The following is a 16,359-nucleotide window of genomic DNA, read 5'->3' on the forward strand; positions in this document are numbered from 1 at the left end:
ATTAATTCACCCCTGCCTGAATAAGGTCATGCATACTAATTACACCAATCACTTTGTTTTGGTCATCGACCACCACAAACTGACTAATTTTTTTCTGGTTAAGTTGTTGTAACGCTTCTACAGCACGTGCTTCTTGTGAAATAGTTGACGGTTTTTTTGTCATTACATCAGAAACAGGTAAATTCACATCAAAACCTTGCTGTTTATCAATGAGGCGACGTAAGTCCCCATCTGTAAAAATACCGAGCAAATGATCTTGTTCATCAACAATCGTCGTTAAACCCAAACGCTTATTCGAAATTTCATAAAGCACTTGATTCATTGGGGTTTCTGGCGAAACTTTTGGTAGCTCATCGCCTGTATGCATTAAATGTTTTACATGTAAAAGTAAACGCTTACCCAATGCTCCTGCTGGATGCGAACGAGCAAAATCATCAGCAGTAAAACCACGTGCTTCTAGTAATGCAACGGCCAAAGCGTCACCTAACACTAATGTTGCCGTCGTACTTGATGTGGGTGCCAAACCTAAAGGACAAGCTTCATCAGACTCACCTAAAGTTAAAGCAATATCAGCATTTTGTGGCATTGGGCCTTTATCAGTACGGCTAATCGTAATCATAGGTACGCCAAGATGTTTTATCAGTGGCATGAGCATCATGATTTCATCGCTTTTTCCAGAGTTGGAAATTGCAATAAGCACATCGCCACGAACCAGCATACCTAAATCGCCATGGCCTGCTTCACCAGGATGCATAAAGAAAGACGGCGTCCCTGTAGAGGCAAATGTTGCCGCCATTTTTCGACCAATATGCCCAGATTTACCCATACCTGTAATCACAACACGACCTTTACACTGCAACAGTACTTCGCAAGCACGGTTAAAACGGTCATCAATTTGTGTTGCTAATACATCTATGGCTTGTTGCTCAATGCGCAATGTAGCTAATGCACTGCTTTGGAAATCTGTAGGATTAGGCATACGAGTGTGACTCAAAATAATTGATCTGATCTCTCTATTGAGATCGGTGATTTTAATCAAAAGATTTGGGGGCATTCTAGCATAACTCAATCAGTTACACGTTTTTAAATGTATAAGATTTCACAAGCTTATAAAATTAATGCATAAAACTTTTTTAAAAATGATGCATAAGTTATGATGTAACACTATTTTTGTTGAGTGTTTGAAAACCCTTATGCAACCATTTGTTTTATATAACTCTGAGCAACGAAAAAAAGTTGAATTTGTACCTCGCAAAGAAGGTCACATCGATATGTACGTCTGCGGTATGACCGTTTACGACTACTGTCATATCGGGCACGCTCGAGTTATGGTTGCATTTGACTACATTATTCGTTTCTTACGTAGTCAAGGGTGGAATGTTCGCTACATTCGCAACATTACTGATATTGACGACAAAATCATCAAACGTGCTCAAGAAAATGGTGAAACCATCCAACAGCTCACCACTCGTTTTATTGATGCAATGAATGAAGATGCAGCCAATTTAGGTTGTGCTGCACCCGATGAAGCACCGAAAGCGACTGAATATATCGACCAGATGCAAAATATGATTGGCAATTTGGTCAATAAAGGCGCTGCTTACCCTGCTTCAAACGGCGATGTTTATTTTGAAGTGACCAAATTTGAAAAATATGGTCGCCTCTCTGGCCGTAAGCTAGATGATATGCAAGCTGGTGCAAGTGAACGTGTCGATGTAGAAGTTGAGAAGAAACACCCTTTTGACTTTGTACTTTGGAAACATGCAAAAGAAAACGAACCATCTTGGGCATCTCCTTGGGGTAATGGTCGTCCGGGTTGGCACATCGAATGTTCTGCAATGTCGACTTGCTGCTTAGGCAATCACTTTGACATTCATGGTGGTGGTTCAGATTTAATGTTCCCACACCATGAAAATGAAATTGCTCAAAGTGAAGCTTCAACTGGTGAGCAATATGTGAACTATTGGATGCATGTTGGCTTTATTAACGTTGATGGTGAAAAGATGTCTAAGTCTTTAGGCAACTTCTTCACGATTCGTGACGTGATGGAGAAGTTCCACCCTGAAGTGATCCGCTACTTTATTGTGTCTTCACACTATCGTAGTCCTGTGAACTTCTCTGATGTAGCGCTTAAAGAAGCAAAAACTTCTTTAACTCGTTTCTATCATTCATTTAAAGCTTATCAACAAGTGTATGGTCAAACGACAACTGAAACACTTGATCAAAACTTTATTGAACGCTTTAACAACGCAATGTGTGACGATTTCAATACGGCTGAAGCTATGGCTGTATTGTTTGAACTCAACAAAGAGTTAAACCGTGCTGTAAAAGAAGAGCAAGCTGAGCAAGCAACTGTGCTTTATTCGACTTTACGTCACCTCACCAACATTTTAGGTTTGGTACAACACAATGTAGATGATTTCTTAAAATCAGATATTGGACAAGAAGCGCTTGCTTTGTCTGATGCTGAAATTGAAGATTTCATTCAACAACGTGTTGATGCGAAAAAAGCGAAAGACTTTGCGAAAGCAGATGGTATTCGTCAGTCTTTGCTCGACCAAGGTGTGGTACTTGAAGATACGCGTCAAGGTACAGTTTGGCGTCGTGCTGATTAAACGTTCAATTAGATCACAAGAGTGTTGACACTTTAATGAAACACTCTATAATGTGCTCACATTGCGGGAATAGCTCAGTTGGTAGAGCATAACCTTGCCAAGGTTGGGGTCGCGAGTTCGAGTCTCGTTTCCCGCTCCAAAATTCAAAAACCACTTAATTCGAACGAATTAGGTGGTTTTTTTATTGGCTATGTATAAATTTAGAGAAGTTTTACCACTCTTCTTTGCATACAAAAAAAGCTTCTATATTTGTAAGATTAAAATTTTTTAATTCTTTATATGTCCAATTTGTTGTAAATAGGCGACGACCATTAATTTTAAATGAGACTCTAATACCTGCTCCACTTTATCTGTTACCTGATTTTCAAGCACTCTTCTTATTAATCCCATAATTGCACCTAAAACAAACTCAGCGATGATCTGACTATCATCAAACTCAATATCCGAAGCACTCTCCAATAAATTTGAAATAGCAGCTAACATACGGTCATTCATTCGCTTTGAAAGATCCAATCCCCCTCTTTCTCCTGAAATAGCATATAGCGCCTTTGATTCCTCAGGATTACTCAACTTTGCCAAGATTATTTCATCGACTAAAGCTGAGATTAGGGTCTTAATTGAAGTCTTTTCATATTTCAGGCAAAGCTCTTCAATTTTTTCTGCAACGCTATCAAGATGACGTTGCAAAACTGCAGCTAATAAAGAATCTCGGTTTGGATAGTATTGGTAAATACTACCGACTGATACACCCGCTCTTTCAGCAATACGTGTGGTATTACATTTTACAATTCCTTCTTTGAGTAAAACCTGAATGGTTGCTTCATGAAGAACTTCTATTGTTGCTGTTGAACGCGCCTGAACTGGTGATTTTCGTGGCTTCAGAGCAGTTTTATTTATGGACATAAAATGCGAATTCTAAATGTGAAGGATTCTTCATAAACTTTATCTTTAACAATATTGAAAGTAAAGTCTGAGGAAAACTTATGTCCGATCTTATAAATCTTTCCGACACATACAAACTTGGAAATAAAATTGTAAATAGAATGGGCTATGGTGCAATGCAACTGGCAGGTCACCATGCATTTGGACCACCAAAAGATAAAAATGCTGCAATAAATGTCCTAAAAACCGCTATCGAGTTAGGTATTAATCATATCGATACCAGCGATTTTTATGGCCCTCACATAACCAATCAAATCATTCGAGAGGCTCTATATCCTTATCGGGATGATCTTACCATTGTCACAAAAATTGGAGCAAAGCGAGGAGAGGATGCTTCTTGGCTACCAGCTTTTTCTGCAGAACAAATTGAAAAAGATGTACATGATAATTTGCGTAATTTGGGTCTACAAACTTTAGATGTTGTAAACTTTCGAGCAATGTTTAACCCCATGCAGCCTTCTGAAGGTTCCATTGAAGAAGTAGTTGTTGTAATGGCTAAATTAAAAGAAAAAGGTTTAATTCAACATATTGGATTAAGCAATGTTACAGAAGCTCAAATTATTGAAGCTGAAAAAATCACAGATATTGCTTGTGTACAAAACCAATATAATTTGTTCAATCGTCAAGATGATGTATTAATTGATCAACTAGCTAAGAAAGGAATTTGTTATGTACCCTTTTTTCCGCTAGGTGGTTTTACACCTTTTCAATCAGATACATTATCTGCTATAGCAAATGATCTTGGTGCAACTCCAAAACAAGTCGCATTGGCATGGCTATTAAAACGATCACCTAATATCTTATTAATTCCTGGCACATCATCGGTAGCTCATTTAGAAGAAAATATTGGTGCTTCCAAATTAATATTGTCAGATGAAGTCTACAATTTACTAAGCTCTTTAAATAACAGCTAATTGTTTGGCTGGAAGTGAGTTCCAGCCAATGCCAAGATTCTAAAATTTAAACCACTTAATTTGAGAGAGAGTTAGGTGGTTTTTAGCTATTAGTATTCAAAATCTATGTTAGAACCTTTTATAACTGTTAAGACACTACTACCTTCTTTATTGACTCAATTTCATATATACTGGCCTTAGTATGAGATGAGCCTTATATAGTTCATTGCTAGATCAATGAATGACTAAGCCCTTAGCTTTCGAGCAAGGGCTTTTTTACGCCTAAAATAAAGTATTAACAATAATTCATTTAACCTTTTGCACTTGAGTATCTGAACCTCTGAGCACTTTTCCATCTTGTCCAACGGGTGCCATAAATGGAATTTGCTGACCTGTATTTTTATCAATTAATAGAGAATGGCGCTCACCACTTTCAAATAAGTTATGCTCTCCCCATTGTCGTAAAGCTACCACTACTGGAAACAAACTTTCTCCTTTAGTAGTCAACACATACTCCTGATAAGCCGTACCATCAGAAGCATCTTGCATTTCAAGAACACCAGCATCAACTAACTTTTTCAGTCGATCAGAAAGAATATTTCTAGCCACTCCTAAGCTCTGCTGAAAATCTTTGAAACGGCGCATTCCATCAAAAGCATCACGCACAATAAGCAGTGACCATCGGTCTCCTATAATGTTGACGCAGCGCGCAACAGGACAAGGCTCATCTTTTAACAATGTAGAGTTCGTCATTGAGTTTCCTTATCAATAATCAGTAACAAGCCATCCAGTTGCATTTTAAAACTAGTAGACCTAACATTCAACTAGTTGCATTTTAAAACCAGATTAAATGGATTTAGCCATGAAAGCTTCTCTTGCATCTTCTACTTCACACGCCAAAAGTGATAAACCGCTTTCAAGCATGCCTCGTGGCGTAATTTTGCTGTTTGCTATAGCCAGTGGTGCGAGTGTGGCAAATGTCTATTACGCGCAGCCTTTGCTCGACATATTGGCTAAAGACTTTAATATTAGCCATGCCTCAATAGGTGGTGTAGTGACAGCCACACAAATTGGCTGCGCTCTTGCTCTATTGTTTCTAGTACCGTTGGGTGATCTTGTAAATCGACGTCGATTAATGACCCTACAATTATTGGCTTTAGTATCTGCATTGCTCGTGGTTGCCTTTGCTCATTCTGTAAGTGTTCTATTGGCAGGAATGCTTGCTGTCGGTTTACTCGGCACAGCCATGACTCAAGGGCTAATTGCTTATTCTGCAAGCGCTGCTGCCCCACATGAGCAAGGACATATAGTAGGTACCGCACAAAGTGGTGTATTTATAGGTTTACTGCTTGCCCGGATATTTTCAGGAGGAATTAGCGATATTGCTGGTTGGCGTGGTGTGTACTTTTGCGCAGCAATACTTATGCTCATCCTTGCGTTGCCACTTTGGAAACGCCTTCCTCATTTAAAAACTCAGTCTGTTAACATGCGCTACCTACAGCTTTTAACATCCATGTTCAAACTGCTTCACCAAGAGAAAGTTTTACAAGTACGCGGTGTTTTAGCTTTACTCATGTTCGCGGCATTTAATATTTTTTGGAGCGCGTTGGTACTGCCGTTAAGTGCACCACCATATAGTTTTTCGCACACTGTAATTGGGGCTTTTGGGCTTGTCGGGGCTGTAGGTGCATTAGCTGCCGCACGAGCTGGGCACTGGGCTGACCACGGTTACGCTCAACGTACAAGCGCCATAGCACTCTTAATATTGCTAAGCGCATGGGTACCACTCTCGCTCATGGACTACTCACTTTGGGCGCTCATAATTGGCATAGTACTGTTAGATTTAGGTGGACAAGCTCTGCATGTAACCAACCAAAGTATGATTTTTCGTACTCATCCAGAAGCGCATAGTCGGCTCGTTGGGCTATACATGCTCTTTTACGCGGTAGGAAGTGGGCTAGGTGCAATTAGCACAACTGTTACTTACGCTTATGCTGGATGGCTGGGCGTATGTACACTCGGTGCAATTGTTAGTTGTTTGGCGCTATTATTTTGGTGGATAACACGTAAAGTCTCTTAAATATCGATAAAATCTAGCCTCAAATAAAAAAACCACATCACCCAACAGAGTAATGCGGTCTTTTTTAAGAGTTAATTTAATGAGCTGTCTGTGCTGCTTTAGGTTTAAAGACCACTAAACAAATCACAATAAAAACCAACAAAACGAAAGATGCGCTAAATCTACTTAGCTCTAATCCACCATGTGCAATGGGTTTATCGAGGAAATCTCCCAATACTGCACCTAGAGGTCTGGTAAGAACAAAGGCTAACCAGAATAATAAGGTTCTTGAGATTTTGGTGTAAAAATAGCAAATTGCTAATACCAATAATAAAGTACCAAAAATTAAAGCCGCGCTCGTATAGCCCAACCCTTGGGTATCTGCAGTCCAGTCACCTAATGCTGTCCCTAATGTTTGAGAGAACATGATGGTTAACCAATAAAAAGCTTCGCTTTTAGCAGACTGAATGCTTTTTACCGAAATTGTGCCGCAACTTAAATACCAAACAAACAGAGAGACGCCTAATAAAATAAGTAATATTAAACTACCCCCTGCATAGCCCACGCCTAAAGTTCGGTCAACAAAATCTGCAATTGTGGTTCCGAGCGTGGTCGTCGCAATAATAGTCGCCCAATAAAAAAATGAATTATATTTCTTAGCTTTAATTTGCAAGCCAACAAAAACTGCAAATATCACCGCGAAAATGGCTGTACTGATCACATACCCCAAGTTCAGGGACATAGATAGCGCATCTCCAGCTGTCTCGCCCAAAGTTGTGGCAGCAATTTTAATGATCCAGAATAGCAAAGTGACTTCCGGAACTTTACTTAAACTTTTAGATAAACTTTCATGACTTATCATTGTATGTTCTCCAAACATACTTACTGATTCGCCCATATCTAAGAGTTCCAGCCTTAAGATCAAATTAAGAGTAAAAACAAACTACAAATTTTGCCTATAATGAGTACTTTTAATAACTAGAAGACATAATTAGCCTTTTATTTGTTGTAAACATTTTGCGATGCACAACCGTTTAATAATCATGTCATAAAAGCTAAATGAGCTATAAACATAGTGGAATGTGACACCTATTTTTATAGTATCCGATGCAGCATTTTTTAAATTATTTAGTTAATTGAAATAAAAAACCTACTCAATGAGTAGGTTCGATTTACATGTAAGTTCAGCTTATAGAACTTTTGATTAAACATTTTTCATGCCATGCCGTTTGAAAGTCTTCGACAGCTTTTGTTTTAGTCAAAGGATCTTCAAATAACTTTGAAGAATATGCTGTATCAATAAGCTGTTGATACAGCTGCTTTGCCTCTACTTCTTCAAGATGACTCGCAATCTCTTGTAATTCAATCACTGGCACATCATGCTGTCTTGCATCCATCACTCCTTTTGCAGCATTTTTCACAAGCTGACAATAGTGAATCTCCATTGTTTCTGATGCCGCATAACATGGAAGTGTGATAGCGCTCATAAAGAGGAATATAAATTTCATAGTCTCACCTTAATTTCACGCGCAAGGGTAGCAATTTATCCTCTAAAATTTAAGTCTCAAAAGATCAACTTTTAAATCAGACAAACTTCCCCGTCACAATATTTAAATGAATTCCTAGATTTTTCAGTTAGATTCTTTATCAAGATTACAACCAACAGAATGCATAATTTCTAATTAATTCAAAAAATATATTTTATGACTATCGATTATTTTTTATCTAAAAGTCATTAAAATTTAAAAAATAAATATCGTTTTAATTGCCCTACAGCATATTATTACTATTGCTTACATCTCTAAAAATTTAAGAAAAATATAATTAATGAGTAAATTATAACAGTCATCTTATCTGTTATATTTTTTTAAAAAAACTCTGTATCTATGATTACACATCGAATCTGTTCATGATGGTACATATCTAGACACGAGGTAGCTAACATGAATTTTTTGAGAAAGAAAAATAAAGCTAGTTTTGTATTATTTATTATTACTCTCTACTCAATGTTAGGGTTTGGCATCGGCTTTATTATTTGGGAATATTTTCTTAAACTTCATTGATTTAAAAGTTTGAAGTTACGAAGTGAATTTAGAAGAGCTTTCGTTAAGATTAAATACACTAAAATGTTTGTTTAGCAAGCACATGGTTAAAGTAACTGTATCAAGTACCTTTCAACAATTTGTTATTTCAGGGTTAAAAGGTACTTGGTTAGAAATAAAAACTAGTGTTTGATAATTTCAGCGTTAATCTCTGCACTTATTTCTTTACTACGGTGATACGCTGCTTTTAAAGCGAGTCGAATATCATCAGAAAGATTACCTAATTCAAACATCCGTAATGCAGATTCAGTGATTCCATTAGCCAATGTCACCTTTCCACATAACTCACTTGGCTGAACGTTACTTTTACGTACCATTTCCACAGCACCCGATGCAGCTTGTAGTGCTAGATCTAAAGCAAATTGCTTATCTAAACCCATAGCCGTACCTGTTTTGATCATACTGTCGAGAATATAAAAGAAATAAGCTGGCCCTGAACCTGATAGCGCAATAATCGCATCAGCGTCTGATTCAGAATGCGCCCAATACGTCTTACCTGTTGCTGAATAAATTACCTCAATGACCTCTTTATCTAAAGGTTCCAAGTATTCAGAACCAATCAGCACATGTGTACCGCTATAAGTTAATACTGGGGGGTTTGAAATAATTCGTATAATTTTTTGTGAGCCCGTCATACTCATAAGTTGTTTAATATTCACCCCAGCCATCATCGACACTATAGTTTTATCTACTAACCATTTTTTTAATGGCGCTAGTATGGCTTTTAAGTTTTTGGGATCTAATAACAGAACAACAATATCAGCCTTTTTTACCTCATGCTGCTTTTGCTTGAGAATGATTTCATTATCAAACTTTACTTCTTCTATAAGATTAATTTTTTCTTTTTGAAATCCTTTTAAAACTAGACCTCCAATCAAAGCTAAAGACAAGTTACTGCTGCCAATAAAGCAAATATTAGGCTGTACTATATTCAACATTTAGAGTTATTTCCTTCCTTTAGAAATACTACAAAAAGAAATATTATTTATGACTTAAGTCATAGACCGTTAAAACTATAAAAATTTAATAAACTTTTATAAATATTAAGTTTAATTTTACAACAAAGTTATATTCTGAGTTAAGAGTACTCTTCACTCATGACTTTATGAATAACAAAATAACTTAAATTGTTAAAAATATGTAATTAAAAATAATATTTAGCTTATCTCATTTGAGAAATTGAGTCGTTAAATTTAAAGTGCTTTTAATTAATATTAACTTAAAAATCTTTCTTTTTTTTAATAAAACTCTCGGCAATTTGTAATGCTTCTTGAAATTTTATGTCACTACACACCCAAAAAGATAAAAGCTTCCCATTTAAATGAAAATACTGCTTCTCATATTTAGTTACTTCATCTGAGTGAGGATTTCCCGCACTAAAATAATTTTCGTTATTCTTGCAAACTTTGCCATTTAAAATACCGCCAATGCAAATATCCATTTTTATACCAATTATTGATTTAACTTTTTAAGCATAAGTTTAATTTTTATATTATATAAATAAAATAATCAACTTATTTGATTGTTCATGTAAAAAAACCCACAAAGGAAGAAGTGGGTTTTTTAACTAAATTAATGATTTTTAAAAATTACTTGAGAAATTTGCTCTAAAGACAACCCAATAAAATCATCAAATTATATAAATTTAAGCATTATTCACAATAGTGATATTTGATGCTTGTGGGCCTTTTTTACCCTGTGTCACAGTAAACTGAACACGTTGGCCTTCTAAAAGAACTTTGAAGCCTTGTGTTTGAATTTCAGAAAAATGTGCGAAAACATCTTTACCTTCATCAGATTGAATAAAACCAAAACCTTTAGTTTCATTAAACCATTTTACTGTACCAGTAGTATTAGACATAAATTAATCCTAACTTTTAAAAAATTATCATTTGTTATTGGAGAAACCAATTAAACTCAAAAATATGCGTTTACTTAAATATCTTATAAAATACGGAGGATTATAAATAAAACTGCGAAAAGAAAGATTTAGGTTAACAAGAATATTTTTGTAGTTATGCTCGACTATACACGCTTCTTATCGAATTGCAATCTCTATCTCGATTAATTGATTTTTTACTCATTTCGATCACAGACACTATCTTCTTATTTATTGATTTTAAATACTATTTACAAGAAATTTAATTAATTTAATATGGATATATTCATTAGATATATCTCATTTTTTTACACTCTGAAAATTTCTTCTTTTATAGATTTTTAAGGCTTACTATAAGCTTCATACTCACTTTGATGAATTACTAAAATATTTTATTATTTTATAAAATATACAGACTTGTATATACATATTATCTCTTCTACTTTAAAGTACGCGTGCAGCTTAATATGTTGATGATAAACAGGAAGTAACCACGTGAACGGTCTTTTAGTATTTATAACCATTGCTTTTCTCACGTTATCCAGCCCCGGACCAGGCGTTTTATTTACAGTAACAAATTCAATCAATTATGGTGTACGAACAGCTTTATTCGGTATTAGTGGTTTAATCATTGGTATGTTTATTATCGCTGTAATTTCTGCAAGTGGTGTTGGGCTTATTATTACCAGTAATCCCACTATCTTTACTGTTTTAAAGTTTATTGGAGCCTTTTACTTGATGTACTTAGGCTATAAAAACTTTATCAAAAAGTCCCCTACTCAAGATTTACTAGAAACTGCACATGACGAGAAAGGTGTAAAGAAATCAAAACTTTTCTATCAGGGATTATTTGCATCACTACTGAATCCCAAAACAATTGTCTTTTTTATCGCACTTTTTCCACAATTTATTGATATTAAAAAAGAAATATTAAATCAGTTTTTAGTTTTATCTCTAACATTTTGCTTTATTGGTTTTTTAATTCATTTAGTTTATGCCAATTTTTCTTCAATTTTTAAAGAGAAAATGCTCGCTGGGAATAATTTTGCAAAACTAAATAAAGTGAGTGGCTGTATTTTCTTCCTATTAGCGATTTTACTTATTACTCAGTAAAGTAGTTTTATTTATATAAACCAAACAAAAAACGACCAACTTGTTAAGTGCTTTACAGCCCTTTTGCTTAAAACAGCTTTAGCAAGTTGGTCTTTTTATAAGCTCACACGATTGGCAATCCATCCGAAAAAAAATTGCTCATATTTTGGATTCTTTTCTGTAATTTCAATATAGCGCTGACCTTGCATAATATTAAGGAGACGTACGAGTACCTGCTCACCTTCATGACCGCGCTTATCAATATACATTGATAAAGCCTGCAATGTAGATGGTCCATATTCCCCATCTAACTTAAGATCTGTCCAGCCCTCTTTTCCTTGGCGATTTAACAAGTTCAAAGCCCGTTGCAGAAGCGGTTTTGTAAAGTTGATTCCACAATTTACTCCAGTATCAAATAGTTCTTCAGCAGTAGTGGGACTGATTAAATTAACTTGATCAAATCGTGGTTCAAGCCAATATTGTTTCTTATAAATCTCTCTAGCAATTTCTAAAGGTAAATCCGTCATTTCACCTTGATATCCATAACTACGAGCAACTGCTTGAGTAATTCCAAATTTTGTCGCTTGGCCAGAGTCCAATGGGTCATTTACATATCCACCTTCACGTTTTATAAGTGCATCTAAATATTGTTCAATATTCATAGGACTGTCCTCATTTATATCACCTACTGTTAGATATTAATTTTGAATATCATCTTTTGCTTTTTTTAAGTCTTTCATCACTTCAACAATGGTTTTTCCTTCTTGTTTATTAATAAAGTTAAATATCCACCTCACAATCGCCCAGCCAGGTAATCCACAAATAAAGAAGAATCCACCTAAAGTAATCATTCCCCATATATCTGTTACCCACTCATGCAAGTTCCATTTCATGATAATGAATGAGCCACCTGTCAAGCTTGAGACAATCGTACAAATCAAACCAACTACCCATTCTTGAGGTGACCGTGGAAAACGCATGATTAGAACAACAGCAACAACCAAACTTATTGCTAGGCCAACCATTATTACTGTCCCATAGAGATTAAAAGCAGTCACTAATCCATCAGTTGTTAAAAACTTTCCCATAACTCAATCCTCACACGCTCTAAAAGGATAAAATCTTATAAACCAATGTTATTTAATACCTTTTTAGAGAAACCATTTAAATAAAATCGCTCAATCTCATAAACCTTTTTACCAGCACTTAAGCATTGGCATAAGAACAAGAAAAAAGAGTAAAGTTGATGAATTGCTTCACTTTTTTGACCAAAAATTTGACATAACATGCTGCCGTATATCGGAAACTTTTGTGAGTCATTAAATTCTTTGTTAGATTCTTCATGTTCTTGATACCCTTTATCGACGAACATTAAGCCTGATCCACGGAATCGGGCTTTTTTTATTTCATTTTTTGTTTTTGATAGCTGATCTCTATCACTGATTCACTATCGCCATTTTTTATATTCTGTCGTCCATTGAGACAGAATAATAATCACTCCTTACTAAGCCATTGATAAAAATTAAAAATATATTTAAGTAAAATATTTAGGGCATTCTATCAATGGTTCCTTATAACTGATATTATAACTATAGTTATTATTAGTCAATAACTATAGTTGTTTTACTAGATATAACTTAAGTTATATATTTGTTATAAATTAGCTGGTGCGATCACTATGGCTCTTAAAGACCGTTTAAAAGATTCAAGGATTAAAGCTAAGAAAACTCAGGCAGAAGTTGCTGAAGCTGTAAAAATGTCTCAGCCTGCCTACCAAGCTTTAGAATCGGGAAAGAACTTAAAATCTGCTTTTCTTCCACTTATTGCACAGTTTTTAGGTGTAGATGCTTATTGGCTTACCACTGGTAACTCAGAAGACTCTTTTAAAGAAAGTGATGTGTTTAGTCCTACTGTGGTAAGTCATGATGTAGTAGACCAATATCTGTGGATTGATGTAGTTGAAGCAAGTTTTTCTTGTGGTACAGGTGAATCAATCGAATTTCATTTTGATGCAATTAATGGAAAAATTCCTTTTCCTGCTTCTTTTTTTAAAGAAAAGCGCGTTCCTCAAGAGTGTATGCGGATTATTAAAGCCAAAGGCGATAGCATGACCGATTACATTAAAGATGGGGATTTGGTTGGCATTGATATTTCTCAGACTGAAGTCATTGATGGTGAGATTTATGCTGTTTATTTCGCTGGCGAAGGAATGATTAAACAAATTTTTAAAGAAGCAGATGGTTCTTTAATTTTGCATAGCTTAAATGAAAAATTTAGAGACCGCCGTGTAACTGAAGAAAACGGTAAAAACTTTAAGGTTATGGGCCGCCAGTTCTGGCGAGCAGGTTAATTAAGTTATTAAATATAGTTAAAATAATAATTTCAAAATTTACTTAGACTTTACTTTTTTATAGTTTTAATTATTTCTATACTCTATAAATATAAAAAAACCTATCTCCATAAAAAGAGATAGGTTTTTCCGCTTTAGTGCCATGTGTTATCAACAATATGTATTTAAACGATAAAGTTGATTAAAACCAGCATAGAAGCTTTTTCCATCTTGGTTTAGCTCAATTTCTTCACCAGACTGAAGTTGAATTTTTTTACCAACTTCAACCCAACGATATCCATCGAGAGAGTTTTGTTTACGCACATGAGGAACAATCCTCACATTAATCTCATTGCCATTTACGGCTGTGGCAATGTGCCACTCATTTACTATATTCACAATCATTTACTCATCACTGAGCTCATGTGATTTTACGGTATGTAATTAGAACGCTAGATTTAAGGTATGGACAGTTCGTCTAGAATTTAATATTTAGCTTGATATAGGGTTATTTATAAGCTAATTGCTTTTCATGAATTCGTATCATGAAAAGTGATACATCACAGAGCATAATATTTTTGGATGCGGGAGTCGGATTTGAACCAACGACCTTCGGGTTATGAGCCCGACGAGCTACCAGACTGCTCCACCCCGCAATTGGAAGTAAGCTTTATACGCCTATATATTTTATAAAGCAAACTTTATTTTTTAATCGGTTGTAATTATTAACAATTATCTTTTTATTAATTTTTCATTTTTTACCACTTGCTCTAAATAGGCGTATCAATTTCCAACTTTTAGCTCGTTAAATTGTTGTATTTATTTTAAATAGAACCCGATATTTATAGACACCAATTGCCTTGCTTGAATAGCTTTTATACTATCTAGATTCTTTCTCTCATTAATACATTTATAGTTTATATGTCTGATCCTCAGTTCTCGCTAAGTGAATATCTCGGCACTGTGCAGGAAGTCATACGCCTGACCTTTGACGATCCCGTATGGGTTAGAGCAGAGATTCGGAATTTAAATATTAAAGGTGGACATTACTATTTAGAACTTGCAGAGAAAGACGCAGATACAGATAAAGTCATCGCCAGTTGTAAAGCAACCATCTGGAAATTTTCAGCGAGTAAAATCGTTCTTAAGTTTGAACGAGAAACAGGAATTGAGTTAGCAAGTGACTTAAATGTTTTGATTAAAATTAGAGCGCGTTTTGATCCGCAATATGGATTTTCAGTCAATATTGAAGAGATAGACTCAAGTTTTACACTTGGTGAAATTGCAAAACGTTATCAACAAATTGTGGAGCGTTTAACTCAAGAAGGTTTAATTCATAAAAATAAACTCATCCCTACTCCTTTTGATATACAAAATGTTTTAGTGATTGCTCCTGAAAATGCTGCGGGCCTCGGTGATTTTAAAAAAGATGCCGACGCTCTTGAGCGAAATGGGGTTTGTCATTTTGTTTATCAAAATGCAACCTTTCAGGGCAATACGGCTGCCGTTAGTCTGATGGAGTCGTTGGCAACTGGTTTAAAGCAATGGGCAAATCGTTATAACTTCCCACCCGATCTGATTGTAATTATCCGTGGGGGTGGTGCTGTAAATGATTTAGCTTATTTAAATGATTATGAGCTCGCTGCCCTACTCTGTAAACGCAGCGTACCAATTTGGGTTGGTATCGGACATGAAAAAGACCGTACCATCCTTGATGAGATTGCACACCGTTCGTTTGATACTCCAAGTAAAGTGATTGCTGGTATTCGCAACCATATTGTTGAACGCGTACAAGAAGCACTAAATAGTCTACAAACGATTAAGCTGCTTTCTCAGCATCAAATCACGTCGTATCAAAGCAAAAATGATCAACTGCTTCAACACATTAAGTCTTCGGCACAAAATCAGCTTAACTCGGCGCATCGTCTACTTGACCAGATGAAAGAACGTATTCAGTTTAGCTCACAGCAACAAGTTAAATTTTCATTCGCTCAAATCGAATCTTTAATGAAGGAAATTCTTTTGCAAAACCCGAAACAGGTTCAAGCCAAAGGCTATGCAATAGTCAGATCTGAAGGAAAAGCTATTCGCTCTATACAGCAAATTTCAAGCCCCGCCATTGCAATTGAAATGCAAGATGGTGTGCTTGAAGCCAACATTACACAGGTAATTCCAAATGAAAAATGAAGAGTTAACGTTTAAAGATGGTCATGATATTTTGAAGAAAAATGCTGAGTTATTGGAATCTCAAGAAAGTCCCGATATTGATAATTTAATGAAAGTTGTTGAAGAGTCTATTAGCGCTTACAAAGCTTGCAAGTCTCGAATTGAAGCTGTTCAACAAGCTTTAGATGAAACTTTCAAAGAATAAGATTTCATAAAAAAAGCCCATTCCTACTTCTCATTGAAGGAATGGGCTTAGTGAATACCACTTAGTCCTGAAATGCA

Annotated in this window: 20 protein-coding genes and 2 tRNA genes; 9 read left to right on the forward strand and 13 right to left on the reverse strand. The window is 35.5% G+C overall.

Annotated elements, in window-relative coordinates:
* Position 1: 1 nt before the first annotated feature.
* Positions 2-979 (reverse strand): KpsF/GutQ family sugar-phosphate isomerase, encoded by a 978-nt coding sequence (locus F985_RS15960; RefSeq protein WP_019457396.1) that lies wholly within the window; start codon positions 977-979, stop codon positions 2-4.
* A 214-nt stretch (positions 980-1,193) separates the two neighbouring features.
* On the opposite strand from F985_RS15960, the gene cysS reads away from it, so the two are divergent.
* Both cysS and F985_RS15970 read left to right on the forward strand, forming a co-directional pair.
* Positions 1,194-2,615, forward strand: a complete 1,422-nt coding sequence (gene cysS / locus F985_RS15965; RefSeq protein WP_004702659.1) for a cysteine--tRNA ligase — start codon at positions 1,194-1,196, stop codon at positions 2,613-2,615.
* Between the two features lie 63 nt (positions 2,616-2,678).
* Positions 2,679-2,754, forward strand: a tRNA-Gly gene (locus F985_RS15970).
* Positions 2,755-2,882: 128 nt separating this feature from the next.
* Here the strand turns inward: F985_RS15970 and F985_RS15975 are convergent.
* Positions 2,883-3,518, reverse strand: a complete 636-nt coding sequence (locus tag F985_RS15975) for a TetR/AcrR family transcriptional regulator (protein WP_004702662.1) — start codon at positions 3,516-3,518, stop codon at positions 2,883-2,885.
* Between the two features lie 80 nt (positions 3,519-3,598).
* Between F985_RS15975 and F985_RS15980 the strand changes: the two genes are divergently transcribed.
* Positions 3,599-4,471: an aldo/keto reductase family oxidoreductase gene (locus F985_RS15980; protein ID WP_004702664.1), complete on the forward strand. Its 873-nt coding sequence runs from the start codon at positions 3,599-3,601 to the stop codon at positions 4,469-4,471.
* A gap of 285 nt (positions 4,472-4,756) precedes the next feature.
* Here F985_RS15980 and F985_RS15985 read toward each other — a convergent pair whose 3' ends face one another.
* Positions 4,757-5,203 carry a winged helix-turn-helix transcriptional regulator gene (locus tag F985_RS15985; RefSeq protein ID WP_004702666.1) on the reverse strand — a complete coding sequence of 149 codons (447 nt, stop codon included), beginning with the start codon at positions 5,201-5,203 and terminating at the stop codon, positions 4,757-4,759.
* A 109-nt stretch (positions 5,204-5,312) separates the two neighbouring features.
* On the opposite strand from F985_RS15985, the gene F985_RS15990 reads away from it, so the two are divergent.
* Positions 5,313-6,530 carry an MFS transporter gene (locus tag F985_RS15990; RefSeq protein WP_004702667.1) on the forward strand — a complete coding sequence of 406 codons (1,218 nt, stop codon included), beginning with the start codon at positions 5,313-5,315 and terminating at the stop codon, positions 6,528-6,530.
* A gap of 76 nt (positions 6,531-6,606) precedes the next feature.
* On the opposite strand, the gene F985_RS15995 is transcribed toward F985_RS15990, so the two are convergent.
* Together F985_RS15995 and F985_RS16000 are read right to left on the reverse strand one after the other, a co-directional pair.
* Entirely contained in the window at positions 6,607-7,371 is a 765-nt protein-coding gene (locus F985_RS15995) for a COG4705 family protein (RefSeq protein WP_025469171.1), read from the reverse strand.
* A gap of 322 nt (positions 7,372-7,693) precedes the next feature.
* Positions 7,694-8,017 carry a hypothetical protein gene (locus F985_RS16000; protein ID WP_004702672.1) on the reverse strand — a complete coding sequence of 108 codons (324 nt, stop codon included), beginning with the start codon at positions 8,015-8,017 and terminating at the stop codon, positions 7,694-7,696.
* Positions 8,018-8,452: 435 nt separating this feature from the next.
* Between F985_RS16000 and F985_RS25290 the strand changes: the two genes are divergently transcribed.
* The gene (locus F985_RS25290; protein WP_004702673.1) at positions 8,453-8,572 is read left to right on the forward strand and encodes a hypothetical protein; all 120 of its coding nucleotides are present in this window, start codon (positions 8,453-8,455) and stop codon (positions 8,570-8,572) included.
* A 161-nt stretch (positions 8,573-8,733) separates the two neighbouring features.
* Here F985_RS25290 and F985_RS16005 read toward each other — a convergent pair whose 3' ends face one another.
* The 3 genes from F985_RS16005 to F985_RS16015 form a co-directional block, all read right to left on the reverse strand.
* Positions 8,734-9,549, reverse strand: coding sequence for a pyrroline-5-carboxylate reductase family protein (locus F985_RS16005; protein WP_004702676.1), 816 nt, complete (start codon positions 9,547-9,549; stop codon positions 8,734-8,736).
* A 281-nt stretch (positions 9,550-9,830) separates the two neighbouring features.
* Positions 9,831-10,052 carry a hypothetical protein gene (locus tag F985_RS16010; protein WP_004702678.1) on the reverse strand — a complete coding sequence of 74 codons (222 nt, stop codon included), beginning with the start codon at positions 10,050-10,052 and terminating at the stop codon, positions 9,831-9,833.
* Positions 10,053-10,256: 204 nt separating this feature from the next.
* Positions 10,257-10,472 (reverse strand): cold-shock protein, encoded by a 216-nt coding sequence (locus F985_RS16015; RefSeq protein ID WP_004702680.1) that lies wholly within the window; start codon positions 10,470-10,472, stop codon positions 10,257-10,259.
* A gap of 513 nt (positions 10,473-10,985) precedes the next feature.
* Here F985_RS16015 and F985_RS16020 point away from each other — a divergent pair.
* Positions 10,986-11,603 (forward strand): LysE family translocator, encoded by a 618-nt coding sequence (locus tag F985_RS16020; protein WP_004702682.1) that lies wholly within the window; start codon positions 10,986-10,988, stop codon positions 11,601-11,603.
* A gap of 95 nt (positions 11,604-11,698) precedes the next feature.
* Here F985_RS16020 and F985_RS16025 read toward each other — a convergent pair whose 3' ends face one another.
* Genes F985_RS16025 through F985_RS26010 form a run of 3 tightly spaced genes read right to left on the reverse strand, consistent with a single transcriptional unit; the run spans position 11,699 to position 12,954 of the window.
* Positions 11,699-12,244 (reverse strand): glycoside hydrolase family 108 protein, encoded by a 546-nt coding sequence (locus F985_RS16025; protein WP_004702684.1) that lies wholly within the window; start codon positions 12,242-12,244, stop codon positions 11,699-11,701.
* Between the two features lie 36 nt (positions 12,245-12,280).
* The gene (locus tag F985_RS16030; RefSeq protein WP_004702686.1) at positions 12,281-12,670 is read right to left on the reverse strand and encodes a hypothetical protein; all 390 of its coding nucleotides are present in this window, start codon (positions 12,668-12,670) and stop codon (positions 12,281-12,283) included.
* Between the two features lie 35 nt (positions 12,671-12,705).
* Positions 12,706-12,954, reverse strand: coding sequence for a hypothetical protein (locus F985_RS26010; RefSeq protein ID WP_004702688.1), 249 nt, complete (start codon positions 12,952-12,954; stop codon positions 12,706-12,708).
* Positions 12,955-13,260: 306 nt separating this feature from the next.
* Between F985_RS26010 and F985_RS16035 the strand changes: the two genes are divergently transcribed.
* Positions 13,261-13,932: an XRE family transcriptional regulator gene (locus F985_RS16035; RefSeq protein ID WP_004702689.1), complete on the forward strand. Its 672-nt coding sequence runs from the start codon at positions 13,261-13,263 to the stop codon at positions 13,930-13,932.
* 150 nt (positions 13,933-14,082) lie between these two features.
* Here F985_RS16035 and F985_RS16040 read toward each other — a convergent pair whose 3' ends face one another.
* On the reverse strand, positions 14,083-14,316 hold the full coding sequence (locus tag F985_RS16040; protein ID WP_002119938.1) for a hypothetical protein: 234 nt from the start codon (positions 14,314-14,316) through the stop codon (positions 14,083-14,085).
* A gap of 174 nt (positions 14,317-14,490) precedes the next feature.
* Positions 14,491-14,567: transfer RNA gene (locus F985_RS16045), tRNA-Met, on the reverse strand.
* A gap of 265 nt (positions 14,568-14,832) precedes the next feature.
* Between F985_RS16045 and xseA the strand changes: the two genes are divergently transcribed.
* Both xseA and xseB read left to right on the forward strand, forming a co-directional pair.
* The gene (xseA, locus tag F985_RS16050) at positions 14,833-16,098 is read left to right on the forward strand and encodes an exodeoxyribonuclease VII large subunit (protein ID WP_004702692.1); all 1,266 of its coding nucleotides are present in this window, start codon (positions 14,833-14,835) and stop codon (positions 16,096-16,098) included.
* On the forward strand, positions 16,088-16,282 hold the full coding sequence (gene xseB / locus F985_RS16055) for an exodeoxyribonuclease VII small subunit (RefSeq protein ID WP_004702693.1): 195 nt from the start codon (positions 16,088-16,090) through the stop codon (positions 16,280-16,282). The genes xseA and xseB overlap by 11 nt, the downstream gene beginning before the upstream one ends.
* Positions 16,283-16,359 lie beyond the last annotated feature (77 nt).

The sequence above is a fragment of the Acinetobacter seifertii genome, assembly GCF_000368065.1.
Lineage (GTDB): Bacteria > Pseudomonadota > Gammaproteobacteria > Pseudomonadales > Moraxellaceae > Acinetobacter > Acinetobacter seifertii.

What these genes read in the sequence shown, in the direction of transcription:
- F985_RS15960 (WP_019457396.1), bottom strand. Translation starts at nt 979, where the DNA reads ATGCCTAATCCTACAGATTTCCAAAGCAGTGCATTAGCTACATTGCGC.
- cysS (WP_004702659.1), top strand. Translation starts at nt 1,194, where the DNA reads ATGCAACCATTTGTTTTATATAACTCTGAGCAACGAAAAAAAGTTGAA.
- F985_RS15975 (WP_004702662.1), bottom strand. Translation starts at nt 3,518, where the DNA reads ATGTCCATAAATAAAACTGCTCTGAAGCCACGAAAATCACCAGTTCAG.
- F985_RS15980 (WP_004702664.1), top strand. Translation starts at nt 3,599, where the DNA reads ATGTCCGATCTTATAAATCTTTCCGACACATACAAACTTGGAAATAAA.
- F985_RS15985 (WP_004702666.1), bottom strand. Translation starts at nt 5,203, where the DNA reads ATGACGAACTCTACATTGTTAAAAGATGAGCCTTGTCCTGTTGCGCGC.
- F985_RS15990 (WP_004702667.1), top strand. Translation starts at nt 5,313, where the DNA reads ATGAAAGCTTCTCTTGCATCTTCTACTTCACACGCCAAAAGTGATAAA.
- F985_RS15995 (WP_025469171.1), bottom strand. Translation starts at nt 7,371, where the DNA reads ATGATAAGTCATGAAAGTTTATCTAAAAGTTTAAGTAAAGTTCCGGAA.
- F985_RS16000 (WP_004702672.1), bottom strand. Translation starts at nt 8,017, where the DNA reads ATGAAATTTATATTCCTCTTTATGAGCGCTATCACACTTCCATGTTAT.
- F985_RS25290 (WP_004702673.1), top strand. Translation starts at nt 8,453, where the DNA reads ATGAATTTTTTGAGAAAGAAAAATAAAGCTAGTTTTGTATTATTTATT.
- F985_RS16005 (WP_004702676.1), bottom strand. Translation starts at nt 9,549, where the DNA reads ATGTTGAATATAGTACAGCCTAATATTTGCTTTATTGGCAGCAGTAAC.
- F985_RS16010 (WP_004702678.1), bottom strand. Translation starts at nt 10,052, where the DNA reads ATGGATATTTGCATTGGCGGTATTTTAAATGGCAAAGTTTGCAAGAAT.
- F985_RS16015 (WP_004702680.1), bottom strand. Translation starts at nt 10,472, where the DNA reads ATGTCTAATACTACTGGTACAGTAAAATGGTTTAATGAAACTAAAGGT.
- F985_RS16025 (WP_004702684.1), bottom strand. Translation starts at nt 12,244, where the DNA reads ATGAATATTGAACAATATTTAGATGCACTTATAAAACGTGAAGGTGGA.
- F985_RS16030 (WP_004702686.1), bottom strand. Translation starts at nt 12,670, where the DNA reads ATGGGAAAGTTTTTAACAACTGATGGATTAGTGACTGCTTTTAATCTC.
- F985_RS26010 (WP_004702688.1), bottom strand. Translation starts at nt 12,954, where the DNA reads ATGTTCGTCGATAAAGGGTATCAAGAACATGAAGAATCTAACAAAGAA.
- F985_RS16035 (WP_004702689.1), top strand. Translation starts at nt 13,261, where the DNA reads ATGGCTCTTAAAGACCGTTTAAAAGATTCAAGGATTAAAGCTAAGAAA.
- F985_RS16040 (WP_002119938.1), bottom strand. Translation starts at nt 14,316, where the DNA reads ATGATTGTGAATATAGTAAATGAGTGGCACATTGCCACAGCCGTAAAT.
- xseA (WP_004702692.1), top strand. Translation starts at nt 14,833, where the DNA reads ATGTCTGATCCTCAGTTCTCGCTAAGTGAATATCTCGGCACTGTGCAG.
- xseB (WP_004702693.1), top strand. Translation starts at nt 16,088, where the DNA reads ATGAAAAATGAAGAGTTAACGTTTAAAGATGGTCATGATATTTTGAAG.